The 26,567-nt window shown below is 65.4% G+C and carries 23 protein-coding genes; 8 read left to right on the top strand and 15 right to left on the bottom strand.

The window, feature by feature from the left end; all coding sequences use genetic code 11:
* Positions 1 to 9 precede the first annotated feature (9 nt).
* Positions 10 to 828: a DUF1194 domain-containing protein gene (locus BLP76_RS03475; protein WP_092810122.1), complete on the bottom strand. Its 819-nt coding sequence runs from the start codon at positions 826 to 828 to the stop codon at positions 10 to 12.
* Positions 829 to 1,006: 178 nt separating this feature from the next.
* Between BLP76_RS03475 and BLP76_RS03470 the strand changes: the two genes are divergently transcribed.
* Positions 1,007 to 1,690, top strand: a complete 684-nt coding sequence (locus BLP76_RS03470; protein WP_200170542.1) for an HAD family hydrolase — start codon at positions 1,007 to 1,009, stop codon at positions 1,688 to 1,690.
* Between the two features lie 66 nt (positions 1,691 to 1,756).
* On the opposite strand, the gene BLP76_RS03465 is transcribed toward BLP76_RS03470, so the two are convergent.
* The 7 genes from BLP76_RS03465 to BLP76_RS03435 all read right to left on the bottom strand — a co-directional run bounded on the left by BLP76_RS03465 (position 1,757) and on the right by BLP76_RS03435 (position 7,398).
* Positions 1,757 to 2,095 (bottom strand): chorismate mutase, encoded by a 339-nt coding sequence (locus BLP76_RS03465; RefSeq protein ID WP_092809534.1) that lies wholly within the window; start codon positions 2,093 to 2,095, stop codon positions 1,757 to 1,759.
* A 53-nt stretch (positions 2,096 to 2,148) separates the two neighbouring features.
* Positions 2,149 to 2,403 carry a type II toxin-antitoxin system HicB family antitoxin gene (locus BLP76_RS03460; protein WP_092809532.1) on the bottom strand — a complete coding sequence of 85 codons (255 nt, stop codon included), beginning with the start codon at positions 2,401 to 2,403 and terminating at the stop codon, positions 2,149 to 2,151.
* A gap of 15 nt (positions 2,404 to 2,418) precedes the next feature.
* The gene (locus BLP76_RS03455) at positions 2,419 to 4,935 is read right to left on the bottom strand and encodes a GcvT family protein (RefSeq protein WP_092809530.1); all 2,517 of its coding nucleotides are present in this window, start codon (positions 4,933 to 4,935) and stop codon (positions 2,419 to 2,421) included.
* Between the two features lie 161 nt (positions 4,936 to 5,096).
* Positions 5,097 to 5,819, bottom strand: coding sequence for a di-trans,poly-cis-decaprenylcistransferase (locus BLP76_RS03450; protein ID WP_092809528.1), 723 nt, complete (start codon positions 5,817 to 5,819; stop codon positions 5,097 to 5,099).
* A 28-nt stretch (positions 5,820 to 5,847) separates the two neighbouring features.
* A complete protein-coding gene (locus BLP76_RS03445; protein ID WP_092809526.1) occupies positions 5,848 to 6,270 on the bottom strand; it encodes a winged helix-turn-helix domain-containing protein in 423 nt (140 codons plus the stop codon).
* Entirely contained in the window at positions 6,263 to 6,874 is a 612-nt protein-coding gene (locus BLP76_RS03440) for a hypothetical protein (RefSeq protein ID WP_092809524.1), read from the bottom strand. The genes BLP76_RS03445 and BLP76_RS03440 overlap by 8 nt, the downstream gene beginning before the upstream one ends.
* Before the next feature lie 92 nt (positions 6,875 to 6,966).
* A complete protein-coding gene (locus tag BLP76_RS03435) occupies positions 6,967 to 7,398 on the bottom strand; it encodes a hypothetical protein (protein WP_092809522.1) in 432 nt (143 codons plus the stop codon).
* A 150-nt stretch (positions 7,399 to 7,548) separates the two neighbouring features.
* Between BLP76_RS03435 and BLP76_RS03430 the strand changes: the two genes are divergently transcribed.
* From BLP76_RS03430 to BLP76_RS03420, 3 genes are all read left to right on the top strand, one after another.
* Positions 7,549 to 8,694 carry an amidohydrolase gene (locus BLP76_RS03430; RefSeq protein WP_092809520.1) on the top strand — a complete coding sequence of 382 codons (1,146 nt, stop codon included), beginning with the start codon at positions 7,549 to 7,551 and terminating at the stop codon, positions 8,692 to 8,694.
* 144 nt (positions 8,695 to 8,838) lie between these two features.
* Positions 8,839 to 10,320, top strand: coding sequence for an alkaline phosphatase D family protein (locus BLP76_RS03425; RefSeq protein WP_244514400.1), 1,482 nt, complete (start codon positions 8,839 to 8,841; stop codon positions 10,318 to 10,320).
* Positions 10,321 to 10,534: 214 nt separating this feature from the next.
* Entirely contained in the window at positions 10,535 to 11,473 is a 939-nt protein-coding gene (locus BLP76_RS03420; RefSeq protein ID WP_092809518.1) for an alpha/beta hydrolase, read from the top strand.
* 12 nt (positions 11,474 to 11,485) lie between these two features.
* Here BLP76_RS03420 and BLP76_RS03415 read toward each other — a convergent pair whose 3' ends face one another.
* From BLP76_RS03415 to BLP76_RS03400, 4 genes are all read right to left on the bottom strand, one after another.
* On the bottom strand, positions 11,486 to 12,196 hold the full coding sequence (locus tag BLP76_RS03415; protein WP_092809516.1) for a DUF938 domain-containing protein: 711 nt from the start codon (positions 12,194 to 12,196) through the stop codon (positions 11,486 to 11,488).
* A 22-nt stretch (positions 12,197 to 12,218) separates the two neighbouring features.
* On the bottom strand, positions 12,219 to 13,154 hold the full coding sequence (folD, locus tag BLP76_RS03410) for a bifunctional methylenetetrahydrofolate dehydrogenase/methenyltetrahydrofolate cyclohydrolase FolD (protein ID WP_092809514.1): 936 nt from the start codon (positions 13,152 to 13,154) through the stop codon (positions 12,219 to 12,221).
* A 263-nt stretch (positions 13,155 to 13,417) separates the two neighbouring features.
* Positions 13,418 to 13,588 carry a DUF1328 domain-containing protein gene (locus tag BLP76_RS03405; RefSeq protein ID WP_092809512.1) on the bottom strand — a complete coding sequence of 57 codons (171 nt, stop codon included), beginning with the start codon at positions 13,586 to 13,588 and terminating at the stop codon, positions 13,418 to 13,420.
* A 117-nt stretch (positions 13,589 to 13,705) separates the two neighbouring features.
* Entirely contained in the window at positions 13,706 to 14,272 is a 567-nt protein-coding gene (locus BLP76_RS03400) for an NUDIX domain-containing protein (protein WP_170130394.1), read from the bottom strand.
* Between the two features lie 191 nt (positions 14,273 to 14,463).
* Between BLP76_RS03400 and pepN the strand changes: the two genes are divergently transcribed.
* The 4 genes from pepN to petA all read left to right on the top strand — a co-directional run bounded on the left by pepN (position 14,464) and on the right by petA (position 21,353).
* Positions 14,464 to 17,154: an aminopeptidase N gene (pepN, locus tag BLP76_RS03395; RefSeq protein ID WP_092810116.1), complete on the top strand. Its 2,691-nt coding sequence runs from the start codon at positions 14,464 to 14,466 to the stop codon at positions 17,152 to 17,154.
* A 148-nt stretch (positions 17,155 to 17,302) separates the two neighbouring features.
* Positions 17,303 to 19,585: a sensor histidine kinase gene (locus BLP76_RS03390; protein WP_244514399.1), complete on the top strand. Its 2,283-nt coding sequence runs from the start codon at positions 17,303 to 17,305 to the stop codon at positions 19,583 to 19,585.
* Positions 19,586 to 19,706: 121 nt separating this feature from the next.
* Positions 19,707 to 20,621, top strand: a complete 915-nt coding sequence (locus BLP76_RS03385) for a LysR family transcriptional regulator (protein ID WP_092809506.1) — start codon at positions 19,707 to 19,709, stop codon at positions 20,619 to 20,621.
* A gap of 162 nt (positions 20,622 to 20,783) precedes the next feature.
* Entirely contained in the window at positions 20,784 to 21,353 is a 570-nt protein-coding gene (petA, locus tag BLP76_RS03380) for a ubiquinol-cytochrome c reductase iron-sulfur subunit (protein ID WP_092809504.1), read from the top strand.
* A gap of 58 nt (positions 21,354 to 21,411) precedes the next feature.
* Here petA and BLP76_RS03375 read toward each other — a convergent pair whose 3' ends face one another.
* The 3 genes from BLP76_RS03375 to BLP76_RS03365 are packed head-to-tail and all read right to left on the bottom strand — an operon-like array spanning position 21,412 to position 26,507.
* Positions 21,412 to 24,417 (bottom strand): bifunctional [glutamine synthetase] adenylyltransferase/[glutamine synthetase]-adenylyl-L-tyrosine phosphorylase, encoded by a 3,006-nt coding sequence (locus BLP76_RS03375; protein WP_170130395.1) that lies wholly within the window; start codon positions 24,415 to 24,417, stop codon positions 21,412 to 21,414.
* Complete coding sequence (locus BLP76_RS03370) at positions 24,347 to 25,837, bottom strand: sensor histidine kinase (protein ID WP_244514398.1); 1,491 nt, start codon at positions 25,835 to 25,837, stop codon at positions 24,347 to 24,349. Before BLP76_RS03370 ends, BLP76_RS03375 begins: the two co-directional genes overlap by 71 nt.
* Positions 25,830 to 26,507 (bottom strand): response regulator transcription factor, encoded by a 678-nt coding sequence (locus BLP76_RS03365; RefSeq protein WP_092809500.1) that lies wholly within the window; start codon positions 26,505 to 26,507, stop codon positions 25,830 to 25,832. Before BLP76_RS03365 ends, BLP76_RS03370 begins: the two co-directional genes overlap by 8 nt.
* Positions 26,508 to 26,567: the final 60 nt, after the last annotated feature.

The following is a 26,567-nucleotide window of genomic DNA, read 5'->3' as shown; positions in this document are numbered from 1 at the left end:
GACGACGCCTCAATAATCGTCGTTCATACGGCGCCAGCGCATCCACATCTTCTCACCGATCATGCAGTCGACGCGCGGGGCGTCCTGCGCATCCTGCACGAGCGTTTTTTCGGGTGGATAATCGGCGATCTCCAGAAGCAGTTTCTGCCGGATGGCCGTCGAAAACTCGCTGACGTCGCGGATCGGCAGAGCGAAAGCGCCGGTGCCGCCGATGACGCAATCCTCGTAATAGACGTCGAGGTTCGGGATCGACATGAAGCCGCGGCCGCCAGAGCCTTTCAGCAGGATCGGCAGGCCGTTGATGATGACGCCTTCAGAGACGAGGCGGTCGCGCTCCACCGTCACCGGCAGGCCCTGGTTGTTGGGCCCGTCGCCGGACACGTCGATGACCCGGCGCAGCCCCGCATAACCGCTGTCGTCGAAGGCGGAGAAGGAAAATCCCAGCGCACCGGAAATGGAGGTGCGGCGCAGGCGGCCGGTCGTCGTCGTATCGAGCTTATCGGCGAAGGCATGGGCGCTCGCCGCATCCTCGATCAAGGTCCACGGCACGATGACCTCTTGCAGGCTCGAACCCGCCCATTCGACATAGGTGACGGCGATGCGACCCCAGCCGCCGGAACGGATGGCTTCAATCACCTCCGGATCGCGGAAGGCGGCGACATAGCCCGCGCGCTGGAACACCTGCTCGTCGTAATCCATCGACCAGGAGACATCGACGGCGAGAACGAGTTCGAGATCGACGGGCGTGTCATCGGCCGCAAAGGCCTGTGTGCCCGCGCCGGCCAGCGCGAGTGTCAGCCACAGACACAGGATCGAACGAGGCCGCATGAGACGAGCATCCGGCATCGGCCGCGCGCATCCAAATCACATTTGCCGGATTGCGGCACAGCGGAAGCTGCCCATCGAGCGCAGGGAAGACATGCCGGCCCGGCCGCGCGGATTGACAGATGGGCAGGCCGCCCTCTTTCCCCTGCAGCGCCCCTCCCCGCCCCCAAGCGAGCGCAGCATGGAGACACCCTTGTCCAACGCCTTCCTCTTCGATCTCGACGGCACGCTCGTCGACAGCGTCTATCAGCACGTCCTCGCCTGGCGCGAAGCGCTCGACCATGAAGGCATTGCGCTTTCCGTCTGGCGCATCCACCGCAAGATCGGCATGAGCGGCGGGCTCTTCACCCATCAGCTTCTGCGCGAGATCGACAAGGATGTCGGCCCGGACATGGCCGAGCGGCTGCGCGTCCTCCATGCGGAGGCCTATCAGCGCCTCGTGCATTCGGTCGTGCCGCTCCCCGGCGCCTCGGACCTTCTCAAGACCTTGAGCGAGCAGAACATACCCTGGGCGATCGCCACCAGCGGGCGCATGGAAACGGCGGGGGCGAATTTGAAGGCGCTCGGCGTCGATCCCGACATAGCGACCGTCGTCACGCGCGACCAGGTGCAGCACGCCAAGCCGGATCCCGATCTCTTCGTGGAAGCCGCGCGCCGTCTCGACGTGCCGATCGAGCGTTCGATCGTCGTCGGGGATTCCATCTGGGACATGCTGGCGGCAGCGCGCTGCCGGGCGCTCGGCGTCGGCTTTCTTTCCGGCGGCTACGGCCAGAACGAGCTCGAACGCGCCGGCGCGCTCCGCGTCTATGAAGACCCGGGCGACCTTCTCCACCATCTCGACGAGGTCGCTTCACGGTCGAATTGAGGGCGCCCGCGGCTTTCGTCGGCATCCGGCCGCCGACAGAGGCGGTCGGCCTCCTTCGCCAAGGCGTCAGGAGCTCTTTTCCACGGCCGCTGAGCGGTGGCGGTCCCAGACCTCGTGCTCATGGTCGATCGAGCGATCGATCAGTTCGCGCCAGACCGGCTCGGCGATCTTCTCCGAGAGCCCTTGCGTGCGGGCTTCCGCAAGCACCTTCGCGACGACATCCTCGATCCGCCAGGGCAGCCGAACCTCATCGGCGCGCGGTTTGATCCGCCCGGCGGCTTCGATGTAGCGCTGGCGCTCGGCCAGGAGCGTCACGAGGATCCGGTCCAGCCGGTCGATTTCGGCGCGCACCTCGTCCATCGTGGTGCAGTCTTCGGGGGGCGTCTGAGCGGTCGGAAAGGTCATGGCGCCCTCTCTACAGCCACCCGAGAAAGCCCGGCAAGACGCTTTCGCCGCCCCTATCCCCTGAGCCTCTCATTGTTCGGATCGAACGACACGGCGAGATTGCTTCGACCGGCCCTGGCCTCAGGCAAGCTGCGACCGAGGCGTCTGCACTCCTCGATCCATTCCACGATCGCCAGCTGCGTGTTCCTCAGCGCCTCTTCGGCGCTCGCGCCATCCGACATGCAGCCTGGAAGATCAGGGACACGCCCGACAAAGCCGCCTCCATCCTCGTTCGACAAGGGAGCAATCACGATCGCGTAGTCAGTCATTTGCTCCTCCTTTGTTTACCCCCGCAATCTCCCATTGTTCGGATCGAACGGGCTCTCCTCAATGATCGTCACGCGCTTGCGCTCGCCGAGAATCTGGATCTCCAGCTCGCCGCCGAGATCGGCCTCTTCGGGCCGGACCATGGCAAGCGCCAGCGAGGTATCGAGCCGCCAGCCATAGCCGCCGGAGGTGGCCCGGCCGACGAGTTCGTTGGTTCCCGGCTTGAAGATCGGTTCAGAGCCGCGCGCATCGGCATCGGTGACGCCTGCGACCTCCATCGTCACGAAGGTCCAGCGGTCGCCCTTCTCGCGTGCCTCCACCAGTTGATCGCGGCCGATGAACTGGCCCTTGTTGGGATGCACGAAACGGTCGAGCCCGCTCTCATAGGCGCTGTATTCGACCGACAGCTCGCGCGGGATGAGCCGGTAGCTCTTTTCGAGCCGCATCGTGTCCATCGCGCGGATACCAAAGGGCTTGATGGCGAATTCTTCGCCCGCCCGCATGAGAAGATCGAAGATCGTGTTCTGCATCTCGATCGGATGATGCAGCTCCCAGCCGAGTTCGCCGACGAAGTTGACGCGCAGCGCATGCGCCTGCGCAATGCCGATATTGACGAAGCGGCCCGACAGCCACGGGAACGCGGCGTTCGACAAATCGGCGTCGGTGAGCTTCTGCAAAAGTTCGCGCGAGCGCGGCCCGGCGACGACAAGAACGCCCATCTGCGTCGTCAGCGGGCGCAGCCTCACTGTCCCGTCCATCGGCGCGAGCTTCATCAAAACATCGTGGTCGTGGCGCTCAAAGGCCCCGGCGGAGACGAGATAGAAGCGGTCCTTCGCCCATTCGTAGACGGTGAATTCCGAGCGCACCCCGCCCGACGGCGTCAACAGATGGCAGAGCGCGATGCGCCCGCGCTTCTTCGGAATGCGGTTGGCGAAGATCGCTTCGAGCCAGGCGCGCGCGCCCGGTCCCCAGACCTCGATCTTGGCGAAGGCCGACATGTCGAGCACGCCGACGCCGTTCGTCACATTCTTCACCTCTTCGCCGACGAAGGGGAAATAATTGGAGCGGCGGAAGGACCAGCGCTCGCGGATTTTTCCCGTATGGTCGGCCGGCGGGTGGTTGTCGTTGGTCAGCGTCTCGTCGACGTCGAGCTCTTCGGCCGGCACTTCATAGCCCTTGGGCGCGAACCAGTTCGGCCGCTCCCAGCCATAGACGGAGCCGAAGACGGCGCCCAAATCGGCCATACGCGAATAGCACGGCGCGGTCTTCAGGGGCCGGCCCGCCGCCCGTTCCTCGTCGGGATAATGCATGGTGAAGACGTTGGCGTAGGCCTCTTCGTTCTTCGCCTTGAGATAGCCGCGCGAGGCGTAGGGGCCGAAGCGGCGCGGATCGACGCCCGTCAGATCGAGCGAGGGCTCGCCCTCGACGATCCACTCGGCGAGCTGCCAGCCGGCGCCACCCGCCGCGGTCACGCCGAAAGAATGCCCCTCGTTCAGCCAGAAATTCTTCAGGTCCCAGGCCGGACCCACCATCGGCGAGCCGTCCGGCGTATAGGCGATGGCGCCGTTATAGACCTTCTTGACGCCGACCTCGCCGAAATAGGGCACGCGAGTGATCGCCGTCTCCACATGCGGCATCAGGCGGTCGAGATCTTCCTGGAAGAGCTCGTATTCGGAATCGGGATCGGGGCCCTCGACATAGCAGACCGGCGCGCCCTTTTCGTAAGGTCCAAGCAGAAGGCCGCCCGCCTCCTCGCGCATATACCAGGAGGAATCGGATTCTCTCAAAACGCAGAGTTCGGCGCCGCCGCTCTTGCGGAATTCCTGGATCGCCGGGATGGGCTCGGTGACGATATACTGGTGTTCCACCGGGATGACGGGGATTTCGAGCCCCACCATCTCGCCGGTCTTGCGCACGAAATTGCCGGTGGCGGAGACGACGTGCTCGGCGTGGATGTCGCCCTTGTCGGTCTTCACGATCCAGGAATGATCCGGCTGCTGCTCGAGCCCCAGAACCGTGGTGTAGCGGTTGATCTCGGCGCCGAGATTGCGTGCGCCGCGGGCGAGCGCCTGGGTGAGGTCGGCGGGCTGGATATAGCCGTCGTCGGGATGGGCGATCGCTCCCAAGATCCCGTCGGTTTCGACGTAGGGCCAGCGCTCCTTGATCTCTTCAGGAGTCAGCTCGACGACATTGACGCCGATCGTGCGTGCCACGCCCGCATAATATTGATATTCGTCCCAGCGGTCCCTGGTGCGGGCAAGGCGCACATTGGAGACTTTGCGGAAGCCGGTATCCATGCCGGTCTCTTCCGCCAGTTCCTGGTAGAAGCGCACGGAGTATTTGTGGATCTGGCCGACCGAGTAGCTCATGTTGAAGAGCGGCAGGAGGCCGGCGGCATGCCAGGTGGAGCCGGAGGTGAGCTCGCGCCGTTCCACCAGAACGACATCCGACCAGCCCTTTTTCGCCAGGTGATAGAGGGTCGCCACGCCGACGACGCCGCCCCCGATCACCACCACGCGCGCTTTGTCCCGCATTCCCGGCTCCCTTGAACACCCGATCCTCAAAGAGGAGCTTAGGGCGCGTCATCGCCCGATCATGGCTCTTCCGCGACACGCCGTAATCTCTGTGAGGCACGCAGGCGCGTGCGGTGCGAATGTCGGCGCCCAAACTGGACGGGTTTCAGGACGCTCGGGTCTCAGGCGGCGGAGCGGTCCTGAAGAGCCTCGTCCGGCAGCCCGCCGAAGCGGCGCTCGCGGCAATGGAAGGCGGCGACGGTCTCCGCGAGATCGCCGGCGGAGAAGTCCGGCCACATCACCCCGGTGAAGGCAAGTTCGGCATAGGCGCATTCCCAGAGGAGAAAATCGCTCAGCCGCTTTTCGCCGCCGGTGCGCAGAAGAAGATCGACGTCGGGCGATGCGACGGCTCCGCAAAGCCGGCTCGCCATCGCGTCCTCGGAGATGTCGCCCGCCGCGGCACAGTTTCTGGCAGCCTCCGCGATCGCCCAGCGGGCGGAATAGTCGAAGGCGATGCGGAGATGGAGTTTCCTGCCCGAAGCCGTCGCCGCCTCCGCCCTTGCGATCGCCGCACCAAGTCCGAAGGGAAGCCGGTCGCGCCGCCCAATCACGGAAAGCCGGACACCGTTGTCGACGAGTTCGTCCACGTCGCCGGCGAGATAGCGCCGCAAAAGCTGCATCAGCGCCGCCACCTCCGTCTTCGGGCGACGCCAGTTATCGCTCGAAAACGCATAAAGCGTCAGCGTGCCGATGCCTTCCGAGGGCGCCGCACGCACCACACGGCGCACCGTCTCAACACCCGCCTCATGGCCGACTTTTCGGGGAAGGCCGCGCGCCGTCGCCCATCGTCCGTTCCCGTCCATAATGATGGCGACATGAAGTCCGTCGTCGCGACCACTTTGCATTACAAAGCCTCCTGGCAAAAAACAGAATTCAGGCGAGCTTCGGCCGAAGCCGTCCCTTCGCAGCATCGGCGTCGGCGGGCTCTGTCTCCTCGTCCGCCGCCGCTCCCGACGCACCCGCCGCATCGCGCACGACGCGCTCCAGAACCGCGAGATACTCGACGAAACGGCGGCGCCCCTCTCCCGTCATACGGCAGGTGGTGAGCGGACGCTTGCCCTCGAAGCCCTTGTCGAGGCGCACGAGCCCCGCCTCCTCGAGCACCTGCAGATGCCGGCTCAGATTGCCGTCCGTCAGCCCGCAGAGTTTTCTGAGATCGGCGAAGGCGAGACCCTTCGGATGCGTGGCGAGCGAGGTCAGAACGCCGAGCCGCGCCTTTTCGTGGATCACCCGATCGAGCCCTTCGTAGGAATAAGGCGCAGCAGATTGGGCGGAAGCGCCCTTCGTCTCAACCATCGGCCTCTCCCGGCGCGCAATAGAGGATCGCGGCAATCGCCACCTGTCCGACCGAAAAGGGAATGCCCATCATCCAGGGCGACAGATGCGGACCGTCGCTCGCAAGCGCGAAGACGACGAAGCCCGACACGAAATACCAGACCCCGGCGAGGTGAATGCCGCGCGGCAGCGACCGCGCCGAGGCGAAGACCCCGAGACTGACGAAGACGAGCCACAGGCCGGGGAGCATCCACAGAGCCTGCGGTGCGACCCGCGCGATGGCGAGGGTAAAAAGCGCGCCCGCCGCGCCCGCCGGCAGAAATTGCTGCACGGCATTGTAGAGCATGGCGTCGGCAAGCCCGGCATGATGGCGCCGGGTTCGCACCGCCATCTCCACGCCGATAATCGTCGCGGAAATCACGGCGGTGGCGATCCAGCCGCCGAAAAAGGCAATGGGATGCGCAAGCGGCGCGCCGATCAGAGCCTGCTGCGCCGCCGCCATCAGAAAGGCGAGCACGCCCGTCGTCGCGAGCGCGCCCGGGCCAAAACCACGGAACGCCGTCGCCGCCGCCATCTGGTTGCGGATCTCATCGATATCGGCAAGGGCCTTTTGAAGGTCGCGCATCAGCGCCTCCGATTAACTCTGCAATGCAAAGTATACGGATTTGCAAAGTGGCGCAAGTTCGACCTGTCCGCCGGACATTCCGCGCGCCAGACCTATTCGGCGAGCTCGACCAGAGCGCGCTCGATATCGCTGTCGGAGATGACTTCCACCTCCTCGAATTCGCGCAGGCCCGCCTCCTGCGTGAACTGGAACTGCAGATCGGTGAGTTTTTGCGTGCATGCCTGGTCTTCGGATGCGCGGGCCGTCGTCACGCGGATCTTCAGGACGCGGGCAATGCCCGCCGTCTGGCTCTCCCCCTCGCCGACCGCTTCGGCCGTCGCGACCTGACAGGGCTCCGGCGCCGTGATCAGGCCACGCACACGCAGCGTCGCCGGGGAGGAATCGGGCGTATCTTCCAGCGTCGCCTGGACGCTCGTCAGTTCCCCGACTTCATGCGCCCCGCTGAGCGTCGACTGGGCCGCCGCCCATATTGGAAACATCGCCACCGAAAGGCTCAAAAAGGTCGCGGCTGCGGCAGGCTTCATGCTCTTCTCCGAACTTGTTCTCATACACGCAAGGTGGCACGCCTCATCGGGTCGTGCCAGATTCCGCCCTGGCACGCCGAACGGGCGAGGGTCTCCGACGTTCCCTCGCTCAGCGCTCTCGCCTCGTCTTTTCCTTGTCCGGACCCGCCCATGACCCTCTCCAATCGCGACATCGTCGAACTGACGGAATGGCGGCGAAAACTCCACCAGCGGCCGGAAATCTCCGGCGAGGAGGAGAAGACCGCCGCGGATGTCGGAGCCTTTCTCGCACCGACGAAGCCCGACCGGCTCATGAGAGGGCTCGGCGGGCATGGGCTCGCGGTCTTTTATGAATCCGGCCGGCCCGGCCCCACGGTTCTGTTCCGCTGCGAGCTCGACGCGCTGCCGATCATGGAATGCACGCAAGCGCCGCACCGCTCGCAGATCCCCGGCAAGGGCCATCTTTGCGGCCATGACGGGCATATGGCGATCCTCGCCGGGGTCGCCCGCGGCCTTGCCTGTCGCCGCCCCGAAAGCGGCCGCGTCGTTCTGCTCTTCCAGCCGGCGGAAGAGACCGGCGCGGGCGCGGCCGCCATCCTCGCCGATCCGCGCTTTGCCGAGATCGCGCCCGATTTCGGCTTCGCGCTCCACAATTTCCCGGGCCTCCGCCTCGGCCATGTCGCGCTGAAGGAAGGCGCTGCCGCCTGCGCCTCGCGCGGCATGAAGATCACCCTCACCGGCCGCACTGCCCATGCCTCGCAGCCCGAGACCGGCATCTCGCCGATGCCGGCCGTCTCGCGGCTGATGCCGGAGCTGACGGCACTCGCGGCAGGCGGCGCGCTTTCAGAGGATTTCTCGCTCGTGACCGTCACCCATGCGGCGATGGGCGAGCCGGCCTTCGGCATCGCCCCAGGCGAAGCGGAGATTTTTACGACACTCCGCACGCTTCAGGATGCGCGGATGGAGGCGCTCGTCGCGCGCGCCGACGCGCTGGTGGCGGAGACGGCCGGCGCCTGCGGCCTCTCCTTCGACATCGCCTATGAGGACGTCTTCTTCGCCTCCGACAACGATCCGGACGCGGTTGCGCATCTCCGCCAGGCGCTCGACCATGAGCGGATCTCCCACGCCCCCGGCGAACCGATGCGCGCCTCGGAGGATTTCGGACGTTTCGGCGCAAGCGCGAAATCGGCCCTCCTCTTCCTCGGCGCCGGCGAGACGCATCCCGCCCTGCACGATCCCGAATACGATTTCCCGGACGATCTCATTCCCATCGGCGCACGGATTTTTCTGCGCACGGCCTATGATATTCTCGGCTGAGGATCCGGCACCCGCGCGACGATGGCACCGTTGACAGGGTCACGCACCGATTTACCACGGTAGACGCTCAGCCGCCGAGGTTCCCATGCTCGATTCGCCCGCGACAGCTGCCCGCGCGACGGGCGCGCCGAAAGACGACACGCCATGACCGGCCGCGTCACAGACATCGCCGACAATGCCGAATTGCAACGCCTCGCCGGACGGCTGAAGCCGCTTCTCTTCCTGCGCGGCATGGAGGGGGACCGGGTGCGGCTCGCCGCGCTCCTCATCCGCCCGTTCATGCCGGAGCTTCCCAACCTCGTCACACGCAACGGTGCCGTGGAGCCGGAGCTTCTCCTGTCGCGCTACGGCCTCCTCGCCATCCGCTACACCTTCACCTTGCCGACAGGCGCCGACGTGCAGAAAGCCGCCTGGTACGAGCTCGAAGGCACGCGTTATGTCGTCAACACCGCTTATGACAGCGACCTCGCGATCGCCTTCGTCTCCTGCAACGGCCAGGAGGAAGGCGACAGGGAACGGCCTGAGGAAAGCCGCAATGTCCTCTGGGCGCGCCTCGACGCGGCGCATGCGCGGAAGCCGCTGCATCTTCTCCTGCATGGCGGCGACCAGATTTATGCCGACGAAATCCTCGATGCGCATCCGCTGACGCGCGAATGGGGCCGCGAGCGCGGCGATCCGGGCTCCAATTCCGGCGCGGAAGTGCCGGAAGTCGTCGCCGCCCTGCGCCGGGTTTTGCTGCAGCGCTATCTTGAGCTCTACGGCCAGCCGGCCATCGCCGACATCCTCTGCCGTGTGCCCTCGCTCGCCATGTGGGACGACCACGACATTTGCGACGGCTGGGGCTCGCTGCCGAACAAAAAACTCGATTCACCCGTCGGCAACGCCGTCTTCGCGGTGGCACGCGAGCACTTCTTGCTTTTCCAGATGGGTGCCGTGGAAGGGGCGCTGCCGGACGTCTGCCCCGATCCCTCCGGCCTCTCGCTCACCTGGCGCGTAAAATTGCCGGGGCTGATGCTCATCGCGCCGGACCTGCGCTCAGAACGACGGCGCGACCGGGTCATGGGTCCGGCCGGATGGCGCACACTCGCGACGGCGCTCGCCGACGCCGAGGATGGCCGCATCCTTCTGTTGTCGAGCGTGCCGGCGCTCGGGCCGCGGCTGTCGCTCATCGAGACCGTGATGCGGATCACGCCGATCGCGGAGAAATACGAGGACGATCTGCGCGATCAGTGGCAAAGCCGCACGCATCGCGAGGAATGGTGCAAGTTCCTGCGCACGCTTCTTGCCGCGCATGAGCGGGACAATACGCGCCTCACCGTTCTTTCCGGCGAGATCCATCTTGCAACGCGCGGCACGCTCGCCTCCGATACCGGCGAGCTCCATCAGCTCGTCGCCTCCGGCATCACCCATCCGCCGCCCCCAAAAGCCTATGCGGCGGCACTCGGCGCGCTCGCAAGCCTCGGCTCTGCGCCCTTGAAACAGCACAAGATCAAGCTGCTGCCGCTTCCCGGCAAAAGCACGATCTATACGGCGGAGCGCAACTATCTCATGCTGGCTCGCAGACACGGCACCTGGGAGGCCTGGTGGGAGCTTGAATCGGGCGCAACCGAGAAGCTGGTCATCTGAGGCGGGCGGACGGATCGGTCCGCCCTCGCCCGCCATCTCCCCCCCGCCCTCGCCAGCCATCTCCCCCATGCACTCGCCGGCCATCTCCTATGCCGGGCCGGGTTTTTCCTCGCGGCGCTCTGGAACCCACCTAAATCCGACCTGACAGCCGACGCTCGGCAGCCAGAGGCAGCGCCTCTGCGCCAGGCGCGTCGGCAGACAGGAAAGGACGAACATGCCCATCGATCCGCAAGTCGAAACGGTGCTTCAACGCATGGCCAAGGCCGGCGGGCCGCCTCTGCACACAATGAGTGTCGCGGAGATGCGCGCCACCCAGGGCGTGCTGCAGCACACATTCGGCGGCCCGATCATCGATATGGCGGAGGTGAAAGACGTGGCGGCCGACGGGCCGGCCGGGCCGATCCGGCTCAGACTCTACACGCCTCACGGCGTCGACGAGACCGGACCCGCGATCATCTATCTGCATGGCGGCGGCTGGGTGCTCGGCACGCTCGACACGGCGGACACACTCTGCCGACGTATGGCCGATACCGCCCGCTGCCGGATCGTTTCCGTCGATTACCGCCTCGCCCCGGAAAATCCGTTTCCGGCGGGCCCTGAGGATGCGATCGCCGCCACGCGCTGGATCGGCGCCCATGCCGGCGAGCTCGGTATCGATGGGAACCGGATTGCCATCGCAGGCGACAGCGCCGGCGGCAGCCTTGCCGCCGTCACGACGCTCGCGCTTCGCGAAGACACGCCGAAAATTGCCTTCCAGGTGCTTCTCTATCCCGCGACCGACAACAGCGAAGCCTCCAATTCGCGCCCCTCACGCATCGCCAATGCCAAGGCGCCGCCGATCACGCTTGAAGACATGATCGCGCTCGTCACCAACTACCTGCCCGATGCCGAGGCAGGGCTCGACTGGCGCGCCTCGCCGCTTCTTGCCGAAGACCATCACGGCCTGCCGCCCGCCCTTATCATCACCGGCGGCAATGATCCGCTGCTCGATGACGGCGCGGCCTATGCGCAAAAGCTCCGCGATGCCGGCGTCGAGGTCCTGCACCGGCATTTCCCCGGGCAGGTCCACGGCTTCATGGAGCTCGGCGGCGTCGTCGACGCCGTCGGCGAGGTGATGGAAACGATCGCGCTTCTCGCCAGACAGCGCTTCTGAGGAAACGCCTCCTCAGCGTCCGTAGACCAGAATGTGGTTGTTCGCCGGCATCTCGATCTTGTCGACCGGCTTCAACCCGTTCGCGCCGGCAAGGACGCAGAGCGCCTGCACGTCGCGCAGGCCCCATTCCGAGTTCGCCGCCCGCAATTGCGCGTCAAACTCGGCATTGCTTTCGCTCATGGCGCCATCATGGGCGAACGGGCCATAAATGAAGAGAAGCCCGTCGTCAGCGAGATAACGGCCGGCACCCGCCATCAAATGTCCCGACACCACAAAAGGTGTCACATGCAGGATGTTGATGGCGAGGATGGCGGCAAGCTCCGCCGGCGGTCGCCCCGCTGCGCCGTCACTCTCCCCGAGACGCCAATCGTCGCACAGATTGAGATCGACGACATCGCGCAGATTGGGCTGCAGGTCGAGCTCCGCCCAGGCGGCGATGCTCGCCCGATGCACGGGCTCTATGTCGGAAGGCCAGAAGGTGAGCTGCGGAAAGGCCTTGGCGAAGCCCAAGACATGCTGGCCGGAGCCGGAGCCCACTTCCAGAACATCGCCTGAGCGCGTCTTGAGAAAAGGCGTCAACGCCTCGCGGATCGGCACGTGGTTCTTGTGAAAGGAACGCGTGTCGAGGCGCTTATCGCCCGCGGCCACGGGGCTCGTGCTTTGACGGCCAGGGATGAAATCGGTCATTTCCAGAAAATAGAGAAGGCGGGCCGCCACGACCATACGGCCCGCCGTCGCGGGAGGCTCAGCCTTTTAGAATTCCCGCCCCGATCTCCGGACGACCCGCCTTGCGCGATGCCGCAATCACCGTATTCGCCATCAGCATGGCGATGGTCATCAGTCCGACGCCGCCCGGCACGGGCGTGATGGCGCCGGCAACCTCCGCGGCCTCGTCGAAATCGACGTCGCCGACGAGCCGCGTCTTGCCCTCGCCCTTTTCCGGTGCGGGAATGCGGTTGATGCCGACATCGATGACGGTCGCGCCCGGCTTCACCCAATCGCCCTTGATCATCTTCGCCCGTCCGACGGCCGCGACCAGGATATCGGCCGAGCGGCAGACGGATGGGAGATCGCGCGTCCTGGAATGGGCGATGGTGACCGTGCAGTTTTCCGCCAGAAGCAGATGCGCCACCGGCTTGCCGACGATGTTGGAGCGGCCGACGACGACCGCGTTGAGCCCGCTCAGATCGGGAGTGACCGATTTCGCCATGACGAGACAGCCCGCCGGCGTGCAGGAGACGAGCGCTTCATCGGCCAGACCCGACACGAGCCGGCCCACATTGATCGGGGAAAGCCCGTCGACATCCTTGTCCGGATCGATCGCAGCGATCACCGCCTTCTCGGAAATATGCTTGGGCAGGGGAAGCTGCGCCAGGATGCCGTGGATCTTCGGGTCCGCATTGAGCCGTGTGATGAGGGCCAGAAGCTCGGCCTCGCTCGTTGCCTCCGGCAGACGGTGCGTCTCGGAATGAAAGCCGCATTCCTCGGCCTTCAGCCCCTTGTTGCGAACGTACACCTGGCTCGCCGGATCTTCGCCGACGATGACGACGGCAAGCCCCGGCTTCACGCCGGTTTCCGCTTCGAGCGTCTCGCGTGCCGCCTTCACCTTGTCGATCGTCTGCGGCGCGATCACCTTGCCGGCGATGATCTGAGCTTTGGGGCGCGCTTGGGGCTCGGACATATGCTTCTCCGTCAGGGTCGCGCTCACCGCGCGTGAGGGCCTGATAGCGTGCACGCATCGCGAGCGCAAAGGGGCCTTTCGGCGAGGCCCAGGATCGCGAGACCCCAGGAGCTTCGCCGGACATCGAACAAAGAAGCGCATAGAAAAAGGCCGCCGCCGGTTCGCCGGCAGCGGCCTCTCTGGTTTACCGCCCGATCTTGCGAGAGGTCTTGGAGAAGACACCCCCGAGACCTTTCGGCGAGATGTTCTGGCTCAGGCGAGCGTCAGATACGACGCCCGCGAATGCCGCCGAAGATGGCCGAGATCAGGAACAGGACCACAGCGACGAAGAAAATAATCTTGGCAATGCCCACTGCCGTACCGGCAATACCACCAAAACCAAGAACCGCGGCAATCAGCGCGATCACGAGAAAGGTCAAGGCCCAACCGAGCATGACAAATACTCCTGTCTTCTGCGCCAAGAGGCGCTTTCGAGACAGATAACGCGGGACAATCTGTTCGGTTCAATTGGACGCTTGAAAAAGTTTGCTGCCCGGCAAGAGGACGGAGCGTCACAGACCGCGTAAAAGCAGCGCCTGGGCCAGGATCAATGTCTTGGCATCGTTGATCCCCGCTTCCCGCACAAGGGCGAAAAGCCGGTCGAACGACATCTCCACGACCTCGATCGCCTCGCCTTCCTCGTCCTTGCCGCCACCCGCATTCTTGCGGTCCTCCGGGCGATAGGGCGCCAGGAAGAGATGCGCGAATTCGGTCAGGCAGCCGGGGGCGGGATAGACGCTCGCCACATGCTCCGCCTTTTTCAGCTTCACGCCGAGCTCTTCTTCCGCCTCGCGCAGCGCCGCTTCCGCGGGCGTCTCGCCCGGGTCGATGATCCCGGCGCAGGCCTCCATGATGAAGCCGCCTTCGGGGCGGCCGGCAAGCGGCGCGCGCCATTGATTGACGAGGAGGATCGTGCGGCGCTCGACATCATAAGGCAGAAGGCTCGCCGCATCGCCATGGTCGATGACTTCGCGCTTATGCGCCTGGGACGAAAGCCCCGTCACCGTCAGCTCGTCCATCTGGTTCCAGCCGTCATAGACCCGGCGACGCTCGACGATTTCTGGCAGCGGTTTCTTCATGGCGGTCCGAGGCTCGGCTGTGACGGGAGGAGACTTTTGCCGCGGCATGGACGATTGCAGACAGGCCGGCAAGGGCGAAAGCCGGAAAAGGCGCCGCAAATTCCGCGAAATCGCAGGCAAACCGCGGCCTCCTGCCTTTTCGTCGGCTCATTTCGTCTCTACATGCGGCAGCGAGATGCAAGGAGCCTATGATGCAACGTGAGGGCGCCGCAGTGGTGCGGCTCGAAGATTACCGACCGACCGATTACGCCATCGACACCGTCGATCTCGATTTCCGCCTCGATCCGACGGCGACGCAGGTCACCGCCTCGCTGGCCGTCCGTCGCCGCGAGCCCTCCCCCACACAGGCCGAGAACCCGCCCCTCATCCTCGACGGCGACGGGCTGAAACTGAAGCAGGTCTTCGTCGACGGCCGCACGCTCAGCGCCGACGAATACGAGGCGACGCCGAACCGCTTCACCCTGCACACACCGCCGCACGAGCCTTTCACCCTCAAGATCGTCACCGAGATCGATCCAGAGAACAACACGGCCCTGATGGGGCTTTACCGCTCGAGCGGCGTCTACACGACACAATGCGAGGCGGAAGGCTTCCGCCGCATCACCTATTTCTACGACCGGCCCGACGTCCTTGCCGTCTACACCGTGCGCATGGAAGCGCCGCGGGCGGGAACGCCCGTCATGCTCTCCAACGGCAATCTCATCCAGAGCGGCCCGGTGGATGGCAGTGATCGCCATTACGCGGTCTGGCACGACCCGTTTCCGAAGCCGTCCTATCTCTTCGCCCTCGTCGCCGGCGACCTCGGCTCCATCCACGACGAATTCGTCACCGCCTCCGGCCGGCGCGTGCGCCTCGGCATCTTTTGCGAGCACGGCAAGGAAGAGCGCTGCCGCTACGCCATGGATGCGCTGAAGCGCTCGATGCGCTGGGACGAGGAAGTCTTCGGGCGCGAATACGATCTCGACGTCTTCAACATCGTCGCCGTGTCCGACTTCAACATGGGCGCGATGGAGAACAAGGGTCTCAACGTCTTCAACGACAAATACGTGCTCGTCGATGCGGAGACCGGAACCGACATGGATTACGCCCATGTCGAAGGCGTGATCGCGCACGAATATTTCCACAACTGGACCGGCGACCGGATCACCTGCCGCGACTGGTTCCAGCTCTGCCTCAAGGAAGGCCTGACCGTCTTCCGCGATCAGGAATTCTCCTCCGACATGCGTTCGCGCCCGGTCAAGCGCATCTCCGACGTGATCGGCCTGCGTCAGGCGCAGTTCCCGGAAGATGCCGGTCCGCTCGCCCATCCGGTGCGGCCGACCGCCTACCGCGAGATCAACAACTTCTACACGGCGACCGTCTACGAAAAGGGCGCCGAAATCTGCCGCATGCTGAAGCTCGTCCTGGGCGATGAAGGCTTCCGGGCCGGCATGGACCTTTATTTCGAACGCCACGATGGCGGCGCCGTCACCATCGAGGATTTCATCGAGTGTTTTGCCGAGGCGACCGGCAGGGATCTCACCCAGTTCTCGCTCTGGTACCACCAGGCCGGCACGCCGAAGGTGACGCTCAGCCACACCTATGACGAGAAGGCGGAGACTCTTTCGCTTAGCCTCGCCCAGGAGCTTCCGCGGACGCCGGACAACAAGCCGAAAGAGCCGCAGCTCATTCCACTCTCCTTCGGTCTCGTCGGCCCCGACGGGCAGGATCTCTCCTGGGAGGATGTCGACGGCCCGGCCGCTCTCGGCGAGGCCGGCAAGGACGCGCTCGGGCGCGGCCTCATCCTTCTCTCCGACAAGGAGATGAACCTCACCTTCCGTGGCGTGCGCGCCGAAGCCGTTCCCTCGGTGCTGCGCGGGTTTTCCGCGCCCGTGCATCTCGAGGCGGATCTCACCGACGACGATCTCTTCTTCCTGGCACGCCAGGACACGGATGCCTTCAACCGTTGGGAAGCGCTGCAAAGTCTGGCCCGGCGCGCCATCCTCTCTGGCTATCAGACGCTTGCGAGCGGCGGTGCCGCCTCCTTCGACCCGAGGCTCGCGGCGGCGTTCGCCGAACTTGCCGAGAACACCGATTTCGACCCGGCCTTCCGGGCGCTCGCCCTCGCTTTGCCGTCGGAAAACGAGATCGCCCAGCTGATCGCCAAGGATGTCGATCCCGACATCGTCTACGAGACGCGGCAGGCGCTTGCCGGCTTCATCGGCGAGAAGTCGGCCGAGCGCATCGTCGAGGCGGCCAAGCGCGAGCCCGCAATGCCGGCCTATTCGCCCGATGCCGACAATGCCGGGCGCCGCGCCCTCACCTTCGCCGCCTGGCGTTATCAGATCGCCGCCGGCAAGGCGCGCGGACAGGACGAAGGCACGCAGGTGCGCAGATCCTTCGAGACGGCGACCAACCTCACCGAGCGTCTCGCGGCGCTCAGGCTTCTCGTGCACGAGAACCTCACCGGCTCCTCGGCTGCGCTCGACGCCTTCTTCGAGCGCTACAGCGACAATCCGCTCGTTCTCGACAAATGGTTCGCCGTGCAGGCGATGCAGCCCGGTCACGAGACACTGAAGAAGGTCGAGGCCCTCACGCAGAATCCGGCCTTTTCCTGGAAGACGCCGAACCGGGTCTATTCGCTGGTGCGCACCTTCGGGGCCGGCAATCCTACGGCCTTCAACCGTCCCGACGGCGCCGGCTATCATTTCCTCGCCAATGCGATTGCCGATCTCGACAAGAGCAACCCGTCCGTCGCATCGCGGCTCGCCACCTGCTTCCGCAGCTACCGGCTGCTCGAACCGGGACGGCGCACGCATGCGGAGGCCGCTTTGCGGGCGCTTGCCGACCGTCCGGACCTCTCCACGGACGTGGCCGATATCGTCATTCGCACGTTGGGGTAGAAGCCGATCGTCCTGCGGGTCTGGACAATCTGATTCGGTAAGATTCAAATGAGGTGATTCGGGGGGTGCGGCTGCCCCAAATCACTGGAGGTACTGCATGGCGCGGGCTCATCAAGCCATCGCGTCCGCGTTCAGGCGTCTACCCAATGTGAGACGCCTCGACCGGCAAGCGCTGGCGGGCCATGCGCGCCTCTTCATCCACCCTGCCTATGCGCGGCTGGTGCGAGCGGAGCCGCTCATCCGCCGCCTCATCCCGTTCCTCATCGTTCTCTTCATCGTCACGCTCGGAATGATGCGGATCGTGGTGTTGAGCGATGCGCGCGGCGATATCGAGAACAAGGCCAAGCTGACGCTCGGCCTGCTCGCGGGCGCAATCGCCACCAATCTCGAAGAGATGCGCGGGCAGATGCCGGCAACGGCGATGTCGGAGACCTATCACGGCATCCTCGCCAACGCGCTGCCGCCGGGCGCGGAGGATTCCGGCCGCGTCACCGTGCTTGCCGATCCTCTCGGCAAGATCGTCGCGGTCGATCCTTATGCGGTCGAACTCGTCGGCCGCTCGCTCGATGATCTTCTCGGCCCCGGCCAGCCGCTCACCACGCTCGGCGAGCGCGCAGGTGTTCTGTCCATCCGCCTGCCGGACGGCAACGACGTGCTCGCCACCGTCCACCATATCGGCGAGGCGACGGGCTCCGTCGCCATCTACCAGCCTCTCTCCTCCGTCTTCGCCAACTGGCGCAGCCAGGTCTCGCGGGAGGCGACGGTCTTCGTCGGCACCTCGATCATCCTGTCGATCCTGGGCTTCGCCTATCAGGCGCAGACGACGCGCGCGGAGGAAGCCGACTATATCTACAGTGAAACGCAGAACCGCGTGCATATGGCGTTGATGCGCGGCCGTTCCGGGCTCTGGGACTGGGACCTGTCGCGCGGGGCGATCTTCTGGTCGCCGTCGATGTACGACATCGTCGGTCTTCCCGCGCTCAACAACCTCCTCTCCGCCGGGGAGGTCTCGTCGCGCATTCACCCCGAAGACGGCGATCTCATCGAAATGGCGAACGCCCTCATCCAGGCCGAGGGCGCCCAGATCGACCGCGAATTCCGCATGCGCCACGAATCCGGGCGCTGGATCTGGGTTCGCGTGCGCGGCGAAGTGGTGCGCGATGCCGACGGGCCGCATTGGATCGGCATCGCCGTCGACGTGACGGAATCGAAACTCGCCGCGGAAGCCTCCCGCACCGCCGATCTGCGCCTGCACGATGCGGTGGAGGCGATTTCGGAAGCTTTCGTCCTGTGGGATGCGTCGAACCGCCTCGTCCTGTGCAATTCCAAATATCAGGAGCTCTATCAGCTCCCGGACAATCTGGTGCGCCCCGGCACCGCCTATGCCGATGTGGTGGCAAGCGGACGGCGCCCGCAATTTGCAAGCCTCCTGCCCGCGGCCGAAAGCCCGCAGCTCGGCGGCCGCTCCGTCGAAGCGCGCATCGAGGACGGGCGCTGGCTGCAGATCAACGAGCGGCGCACCAAGGATGGCGGCTTCGTCTCCGTCGGCACCGACATCACCGCCTTGAAGCAGCATGAAGCGCAGCTTCTGGAGAACGAGCGCAAGCTGACGGCGACCGTCGCCGACCTCCGCGGCTCGCGCCAGCAGCTCGAAAAGCAGGCCCAGCAGCTCGTCGAACTCGCCGAGAAATACGCGCTGGAGAAGGAGCACGCCGAAGAGCTCTCCCGCGTCAAATCGGAATTCATGGCCAATGTCAGCCACGAGCTCAGAACGCCGCTCAACGCCATCATCGGCTTCTCCGAGATGATGCAATCGGGCGCCTTCGGCCCGCTCGGCAACGAGAAGTACGAAGAATACTGCGCCGATATCCGCGATTCCGGAGGGTATCTCCTCAGCGTCATCTCCGACATTCTCGACATGACGCGGCTGGAATCCGGCCACATCTCCCTCGATCCGAGCGAGGTCGATCTTGCCGAACTCGCCGAAGAGGTGGTCGCAAGCCTCAGCAAGGAAGCTGCCGAAAGCAACATCGACATCCGCCTGGATGTGGAGAAGGACTTCCGGCTCGATGCCGACCGAAAGGCGTTGCGTCAGGCCCTGCTCGCCGTCGTTTCCAACGGCGTGAAATTCACGCCCACCGACGGCAAGGTGAAGATCAGTGTCCGCAGGCGCGGCGGCGAAGCCCTGATTGCGGTGGAAGACACCGGCATCGGCATTCCGAAAAAAGCGCTCGAGCGGCTCGGTCGGCCTTTCGAGCAGGTGGCCCGCCAGATGACGCGCGACCACAAGGGGTCCGGTCTCGGCCTCGCCATCACCCAGTCGATCGTGCAGCTGCACGGCGGCGCGATGCGCATCGATTCCTCAGAGGGCGTCGGCACACGCGTTACGCTGTCCCTGCCCTTGCACCAGCAGACGGCCAACGCCGCCTGAGCCATCCGCAATGGCGCGTGACAGCCGCGACGTTCCGCCCGCCGATCACGGCTTAATCCTGCGATCGCGCTCCTTATATGCAAGTTGCATCATGTGATCCCCGCAGCAGCAAGGCAGGCCGTTGGAATTTCACCATTTGCGCAGCCTCGTCGGCGTTGCCGAGACCGGTTCGATCTCGCGCGCGGCAGAACATCTCGCCACCAGCCAGCCGGCCGTCAGCGCACATATCAAACAGCTCGAGGAAGAGCTCGGCTTTGCCCTCTTCGAGCGTTCCTCGCAGGGCATGCGGCTTACGGCGGCAGGTGCGGAGATGCTGGTGCGGGCACGTGCCGTTCTCAAAGCCCGTGAGGCATTTCTCGATCATGGCCGCTCGATCGGCGGCACCCTCAAGGGCGTGATCAGTCTCGGCATCTCGCCCTGCGCCTGCGAGCATCGTCTTGCGGGTCTCATCGCCGGCATGGCGCTGGCGCATCCCCTCACCCGGCTCGACATCTGCGAGGCCTCCTCGACGGATATCCTGGAACGCATCCGCTCTGGAGAGCTTCTGGCCGGCTGCGTCTCCACCGAGCCCGATCTCGAAGCCGGCCTTGCCGCGGTGGAGATCGACACGATCGTGGTGCGTGCGGCCATTCCGAGTGCCTGGCAGGAACGGCTCGCGGGCGCCGACAGCCAGGCGCTCTCGGAAATTCCCTGGCTTCTGCCGCCCCCCGGCACCCAATGCCGCAGGCTCGCCGAAGCAATCCTGCGCGAGCGCGACATCCATCCCCAGGCGATCGCCGGCACGGTTCCCGAAAAGACCGCCCGCGAGCTCATCGCCGGCGGCATGGCCGGCGGCTTCCTGCACATCTCCGCCTGCTCGGCCGAAACGCCCGGCATCTCCTGGCTGTCCGACATGGAAGGCCGGGCGGCGCAGCGTCTCGTCTATGCGGACCGCAAACCCCAGAACGCGCTTCTCACCGGCCTCCTCGACGTCGCGCGAAGCGCTTTGCCTCAGCTTTCGGCGAGACCCTCGCAAAAGCTGAGTATGCCCCTCTGATATTACTATTTCTGCGGTCGTCGGCGCTCACCTACATTGAGTTTGCCGGACCATCGGATGGCCTGCGGCGGCGGCTGTACCGACACGACCTCGTCCCCACTCCGTCGTTGACACGCTCTCCGAAGGGCCGGCGTCCTTTTTATCGGCAAGGGAGCAAATTCCATGACCGCAGCTGTAACGAGCGGAGGCGGCGAGCCTACGCGACGCGACTTCATCGTCGTCGCGACCGGCGCCATGACGGTCGCGGCTGTCGGCGGCCTCGCCTGGCCGTTCATCGACCAAATGAACCCCGACAGTTCGGCGCTCGCGCTGGGCTCCATCCAGGTCGACGTATCTGGCATGGAAGCCGGCCAGTCGATCACCGTCATGTGGCGCGGCAAACCGGTCTTCATCCGCTACCGCACCCCGGAAGAGGTGGCGGCAGCGCGCGACACGCCGCTTGAGGATCTGAAAGATCCGGTGGCACGCAACGAAAACCTCGAAGCCGGGGCCCCGGCGACGATGGAAAACCGCAGCCCGGCGGGCCGCGAAGAATTCCTCGTCATGATCGGCATCTGCACCCATCTCGGCTGCGTGCCGACCGGTGAAGCGGGCGAATTCGGCGGCTGGTTCTGCGCCTGCCACGGCTCCGTCTACGACACCGCTGGCCGTATCCGCCACGGGCCGGCCCCGCGCAACATGGATATCCCGCTCAACAATTTCGTCGACGACACGACGATCAAGATCGGCTGATATCTTTATCAGGCTCGGCGCTTTCTCAGCGCCCTGCCTCCCCCCGGGAGATTCTCTCTCAGGCGCCGTCGCCCTCGTCGGTCGCCTGAGAGCCCTCCTGGCGCAAAAGTGCATCGAAGCTTCTGTGCACCTCTGCCTGCGCCTGATCGAGGCGCGCCACCAGCCCGTCGAAATCGCCGATCATCTGGCTCGGCGGCAGATCGCCCGCTTCGGCGACGATCTCCGCCTGCGTGGCGAGCCGCAAGAGCAGGCGCTTCGTGCCCTCGGCCGTCGCCTCAGGATCGCGCGCCGCGTCCTCGCCGATGAGCCGGAGCCCCTGCAGCAAAGCCGCCTGCAGGCGCGAGGCTTTGGCCAGCACCTTCCACGTCCCGTCTTCCCCCGCATTGCCCCGCTCTTCGTCCCCTGCATCGTGCAGGCTTTCGAAGATGCGGTGAGGCGGCGCCGGCTGCGGGGCCGCGCGCCCGGCCAGGATCAAATACTGCGCCAGGAATTCAAGCGCCGTCAGCCCGCCCGGCACCGTCTTCAGCTGCCAGCGCGACGTGCCGCCTTTGGCCGCCTGCACGCGGTCATACATGGAGGCGATGTCGTCCTTGAGCTTTCCATCCTCGCGCCTGGTCGCAAGCACCTCGGAAATCACCGTCTCGACGCGTGTCCCGAGATCGTCTTCGGAAAAGATGCAGCGCGCCCGGCACAGCGCCATATGCTCCCAGGTCCAGGCCTCTTCCCTTTGATAGCGTTCAAACCCGGAAAACGGCGTCGCCAGCGGACCGGCCCGCCCGGACGGGCGCAGCCGCAGATCCACTTCGTAGGCGGCGCCTTCCGCCGTCTGCGCGGAGAGCGCCGTCACGAAACGCTGCGTCAGCCGCGTATAATACTGGCTCGGCGCAAGCGGCTTCTCGCCGTCCGATTCCTTGGTGTCGGGGGTGAAATCGTAGACGACGATGAGATCGAGATCGGAGGTTGCCGTCATTTCGCGGCTGCCGAGCCGGCCCATGGCAAGAAGCGCGACATCGCCCCCCGGCACCTCGCCATGGCGGCGGGCGAATTCCGTCCTGGTCGCCACGAACAGCGCCTTGATCACCGTTTCGGCGAGATCGGCAAAGGCGCTGCCGGCTTCCGGCGCATCCATCGCACCCGCGAGCACCTTGACGCCGATCAGAAAGCGCATCTCGCGCGCGAAGATCCGCGCCCGGTCGAGGCGGTCCTCGTAGCTGCGCGCATCGGCAAGGCTCGTGCGCAGCTGATCGTCGAGAACTTTGCGACCGATCGGCTCGGCCAGCAATTCCGGGTCCGTCAGAATGTCGATGACATGCGGCCGCTTGGCGAGCGTCTCCGCCAGCATCGGCGAGGCGCCGAGCACCAGCGCCAGAAGCTCGAGCAGGCCCGGATTGGCGGCCAGCAGCGAAAACAGCGGCACGCCCGCCGGCAATTTCCGCACCACCGCATCGAAAGCGCGGAAGGCGGCGTCCGGGTCCGGCGTCTCGGCAAGGGCAGCCAGAAGAGCCGGCGTAAATTCCGTCAGTCTCTCGCGGGCGGTGGTGGACCGCGTCGCCTGATAGCGGCCGAAATGCCAGGCACGCACCGTCTCCGTCACGTTCGCCGGCTGGCGGAAGCCGAGCTGCGACAAGGTCTCAAGCGTGCCCGGATCGTCCTCGCCGCCCGTAAAGACGAGATTGCCGAGCTCGGTCGAAAGCGGCGCCGCCTCCTCGAACAGCTCCTGATAGCGTGCGGCGACGGCGTTGAGGTGCCGAAGAAGCTCCGTCTCGAAATCCGCAAGCTCGGCAAAGCCGCAGAGCCTGGCGATACGCTGAAGCCCTTCTCTGTCTTGCGGCAGGGTCTGCGTCTGCTCATCGCGCACCATCTGCAGCCGATGCTCGACGCCGCGCAAAAACACATAGGCGCGGTCGAGCTCGGCCGCCTCCTCGCCCGTGACCCAGCCCTTTTCGGAGAGTTTTGCGAGCACGTCGCGGGTGCGCAGGCCGCGCAGATCGGCGTCGCGGCCGCCGGCGATCAATTGCTGGGTCTGGGCGAAAAGCTCGATATCGCGAATGCCGCCACGCCCGCGCTTCAGATCGTGGCCGCCGACGCGCACTTTGGCGTGGCCGCGATGGATATGCACCTGCCGCTTGATCGAATGGATGTCGGCGATCGCGGCGAAGTCGAGATGCTTGCGCCAGATATAGGGGCCGAGCTCGCGCAGAAAGTCCTCGCCCACCTTCCTGTCGCCGGCGGCCGGGCGCGCCTTGATGAGCGCGGCCCGCTCCCAGTTCTGGCCCATGCTCTCGTAATAGGAGAGCGCCCCCGGGATCGACAGCGCGACGGGGGTCGCCCCCGGATCGGGACGAAGTCTCAAATCGACGCGGAAGACATAGCCGTCGGCGGTGCGCTCCTGCAGGAGCGAGACGAGCCGGCGTACGATCCTGACCCAGAACACGGAGCGTTCGACACCCTCGGCCGGCCCCGGCGTCTGAGGATCGAAGAGCACGATCAGATCGATATCGGAGGAATAATTGAGCTCGTGCGCGCCCTGCTTGCCCATGGCGAGCACGACGAGACCGCAATCGCGCGGCCCGCCCCCCTGCCATTTGCCCTGCCTTTCGGCCTCGCGCAGCAGAAAGGCGAGCGCGGTGTCGATCGCCTGGTCGGCGAAATCGGACAATGCGCCAACGACGCCTTCAAGCTCCAGCGCACCGCCGAGATCGGCAAGCCCCAGCGTCAGCGCGACCTTCTGCTTCGCCTGCCGCAGCGCCGCCATCAGCGCCTTCTCATCCGCGGCCTCCAGATCGGCAAGAGCTGCGATCGTCTCCTGAAGCAGCGCCTCCGGCGCCGCCTCGATGATCTCCGCGAGCCGGTCGATATCCTTCGCCGCCAGATCGAGGAGATAGGGACAATCGCCGAGGCTCGTCCCCAGGAAGGCTTTCAGTCCGTCATCGGCGAGGAGTGCCTGAAGCGCCGCCTCCTTCTCCTGGCGTCCGGCGGAATGGGCGAGGCGCTCAAGCGCCTTTTCCGCCTCCGGAGACGGCGGCAGCGGCTTGATCCTTTGCCTCAGAGCTTTTTGCATCATCGGTGAGCGCTCTTTCGTTGGGCAGGGCCAGTACAGCTCTAAGGCCTGGCGCGGCATCTTCCAACCTCAGCTCGCCATGATGCAGTTTGGTCACGGCCGCAACGAGGGCGAGGCCCAGGCCGAAGCCCGGGCGCGTGCGGCTTTCGTCGAGACGCACGAAGCGCTCGATGACGCGCGGGCGGTCGGCTTCGGGAATGCCCGGCCCGTTGTCGGCGACGGAAAGCTCGACGCCCTCCTTCACGCGCGTCAGCTCGATCGTCACATGCGCATCCTCCACCACCTCGCCGGCATGCTTGACGGCGTTGTCGACGAGGTTTGCGAGAGCCTGGCTCAAAAGCTCGCGATTGCCGTAGAGCATCACCGGCTCATCCGGCAGATCGGCGCTCAGCGAAACGCCGGCATCCTCGGCGAGCGGCTCATAAAGCTCCACCACGTCGGCGACGACGGCGCTGCCGTCGATCTCGCCGAAGGCGAGCCCCGAAGAACCTGCCTCGGTGCGCGCAATCATCAGCAGAGCATTGAAGGTTCTGATCAGCTGGTCGGCGTCTTCGAGCGTCGTCACCAGCGCCTCACGGCCGCCGTCATCGGGATGCGCCAGCGCCGCCTCGACGCGGTTGCGCATGCGCGTCAGCGGCGTCTTGAGGTCGTGAGCGATGTTGTCGGAGACCTGTTTCAGCCCGATCATCAAGGCTTCGATGCGGGCCAGCATGGTGTTGAGGCTGAGCGCCAGACGGTCGAATTCATCGCCCGTCCCCGTCACTTCCAGACGCCCTGACAGATCGCCGGTCATGATCTGACGGCTCGTCGCGGAGATGGAATCGATGCGTTTCAGGACGCGTCGCGACACGAACAGCCAGCTCGCGAGCCCGAGCACCACCATCAGCCCGACAGTCAGGATCAGCGCCTGGCGGATGATCGCCACGAAACGCTGTCGCTCGCCGATGTCGCGGCCGACGAGAAGCCGGAACCCGCCGGGCAGCGCGAAGACGCGCACCAGCGCCACATGGTCGGCGCTCGTATCCTCTTCCAGCCGGCGATAGGGGATCGGATGGAGGTCGGAATCCGGGCGCGCCAGCACTTCCGGCGGCACCGCGGCGACATTGCCGACGATGATGTCTCCATTCGGATCGGTGACGAGATAGAGGCTCGCGCCCGGCTGGCGGCTGTGTCGGTCGATGATGCGGGCGACACGGCTCAAGCCCCCGACTTCGTATTGGCGGGCCAGCTCGCGCGTTTCCTGATCCACCGCCTCGGCGAGCTGCGTCGTCAACAGCTGCGTGGTGTTCTTGGCGATGTAGAAGATCAGGAAGGCGGCGAAGATCGTGAAGACGGCGAGATAAACGGCGGCGAGCTTGAAGGCCGTGGTGCGCAAGAGGCGCAGCCGGCCGCCGGCCTTGCCCGCGGGAGACCCTTTAGCCATCGTCGCGGATGACGTAGCCGGCGCCGCGCACGGTGTGCAGGAGCTGCTTTTCGAAGTTCTTGTCGATCTTGCCGCGCAGGCGCGACATGTGCACGTCGATCACATTGGTCTGGGGGTCGAAGTGATAATCCCAGACATTCTCCAGGAGCATGGTGCGGGTGACGACCGTGCCGGCATTCTTCATCAGATATTCCAGAAGCCGGAATTCGCGCGGCTGCAGGAGGATCGTCTCGCCGCCGCGTGTTACCGTGCGTGCCAGACGGTCGAGCTCGAGATCGGCGACCCGGTAGCGGGTTTCCGCCTCGTTCGGCGTGTTGCGCCGCGCCAGCACCTCGATGCGCGCCAGAAGCTCGGAAAACGCATAAGGCTTGGCAAGATAATCGTCGCCGCCGGAGCGCAGCCCCTTCACCCGATCGTCGACCTGGCCGAGTGCCGACAGGATCAGCACGGGCGTGCGGTTTTCCTCCTCCCGCAGTTCCGAAATCACGGAGAGCCCGTCGCGCTTCGGCAGCATCCGGTCGACCACGAGCACGTCGTAATTCTCGTGCGAGGCCATGGCATAGCCTTCGTCGCCGTCGCTTGCATGGTCGGCGACATGGCCGGCCTCGCTCAGCGCCTTGACGAGATAGGCGGCCGTTTCCTGATCGTCTTCAATGACGAGAATACGCATGAGAGGGAGCTTCCTTTCCGTCTCCTTGGTGGGGCTGAGACGCGAAACGGCGGATCGCTC

The organism is Afifella marina DSM 2698 (genome assembly GCF_900102695.1).
Taxonomy (GTDB): domain Bacteria; phylum Pseudomonadota; class Alphaproteobacteria; order Rhizobiales; family Afifellaceae; genus Afifella; species Afifella marina.
The sequence above is the reverse complement of the archived record's forward strand: the minus strand, read 5'-3'. Positions and strand labels throughout refer to the sequence as shown.

What these genes read in the sequence shown, in the direction of transcription:
- BLP76_RS03475 (WP_092810122.1), bottom strand. Translation starts at nt 828, where the DNA reads ATGCGGCCTCGTTCGATCCTGTGTCTGTGGCTGACACTCGCGCTGGCC.
- BLP76_RS03470 (WP_200170542.1), top strand. Translation starts at nt 1,007, where the DNA reads ATGGAGACACCCTTGTCCAACGCCTTCCTCTTCGATCTCGACGGCACG.
- BLP76_RS03465 (WP_092809534.1), bottom strand. Translation starts at nt 2,095, where the DNA reads ATGACCTTTCCGACCGCTCAGACGCCCCCCGAAGACTGCACCACGATG.
- BLP76_RS03460 (WP_092809532.1), bottom strand. Translation starts at nt 2,403, where the DNA reads ATGACTGACTACGCGATCGTGATTGCTCCCTTGTCGAACGAGGATGGA.
- BLP76_RS03455 (WP_092809530.1), bottom strand. Translation starts at nt 4,935, where the DNA reads ATGCGGGACAAAGCGCGCGTGGTGGTGATCGGGGGCGGCGTCGTCGGC.
- BLP76_RS03450 (WP_092809528.1), bottom strand. Translation starts at nt 5,819, where the DNA reads ATGCAAAGTGGTCGCGACGACGGACTTCATGTCGCCATCATTATGGAC.
- BLP76_RS03445 (WP_092809526.1), bottom strand. Translation starts at nt 6,270, where the DNA reads ATGGTTGAGACGAAGGGCGCTTCCGCCCAATCTGCTGCGCCTTATTCC.
- BLP76_RS03440 (WP_092809524.1), bottom strand. Translation starts at nt 6,874, where the DNA reads ATGCGCGACCTTCAAAAGGCCCTTGCCGATATCGATGAGATCCGCAAC.
- BLP76_RS03435 (WP_092809522.1), bottom strand. Translation starts at nt 7,398, where the DNA reads ATGAAGCCTGCCGCAGCCGCGACCTTTTTGAGCCTTTCGGTGGCGATG.
- BLP76_RS03430 (WP_092809520.1), top strand. Translation starts at nt 7,549, where the DNA reads ATGACCCTCTCCAATCGCGACATCGTCGAACTGACGGAATGGCGGCGA.
- BLP76_RS03425 (WP_244514400.1), top strand. Translation starts at nt 8,839, where the DNA reads ATGACCGGCCGCGTCACAGACATCGCCGACAATGCCGAATTGCAACGC.
- BLP76_RS03420 (WP_092809518.1), top strand. Translation starts at nt 10,535, where the DNA reads ATGCCCATCGATCCGCAAGTCGAAACGGTGCTTCAACGCATGGCCAAG.
- BLP76_RS03415 (WP_092809516.1), bottom strand. Translation starts at nt 12,196, where the DNA reads ATGGTCGTGGCGGCCCGCCTTCTCTATTTTCTGGAAATGACCGATTTC.
- folD (WP_092809514.1), bottom strand. Translation starts at nt 13,154, where the DNA reads ATGTCCGAGCCCCAAGCGCGCCCCAAAGCTCAGATCATCGCCGGCAAG.
- BLP76_RS03405 (WP_092809512.1), bottom strand. Translation starts at nt 13,588, where the DNA reads ATGCTCGGTTGGGCCTTGACCTTTCTCGTGATCGCGCTGATTGCCGCG.
- BLP76_RS03400 (WP_170130394.1), bottom strand. Translation starts at nt 14,272, where the DNA reads ATGAAGAAACCGCTGCCAGAAATCGTCGAGCGTCGCCGGGTCTATGAC.
- pepN (WP_092810116.1), top strand. Translation starts at nt 14,464, where the DNA reads ATGCAACGTGAGGGCGCCGCAGTGGTGCGGCTCGAAGATTACCGACCG.
- petA (WP_092809504.1), top strand. Translation starts at nt 20,784, where the DNA reads ATGACCGCAGCTGTAACGAGCGGAGGCGGCGAGCCTACGCGACGCGAC.
- BLP76_RS03375 (WP_170130395.1), bottom strand. Translation starts at nt 24,417, where the DNA reads ATGATGCAAAAAGCTCTGAGGCAAAGGATCAAGCCGCTGCCGCCGTCT.
- BLP76_RS03370 (WP_244514398.1), bottom strand. Translation starts at nt 25,837, where the DNA reads ATGGCTAAAGGGTCTCCCGCGGGCAAGGCCGGCGGCCGGCTGCGCCTC.
- BLP76_RS03365 (WP_092809500.1), bottom strand. Translation starts at nt 26,507, where the DNA reads ATGCGTATTCTCGTCATTGAAGACGATCAGGAAACGGCCGCCTATCTC.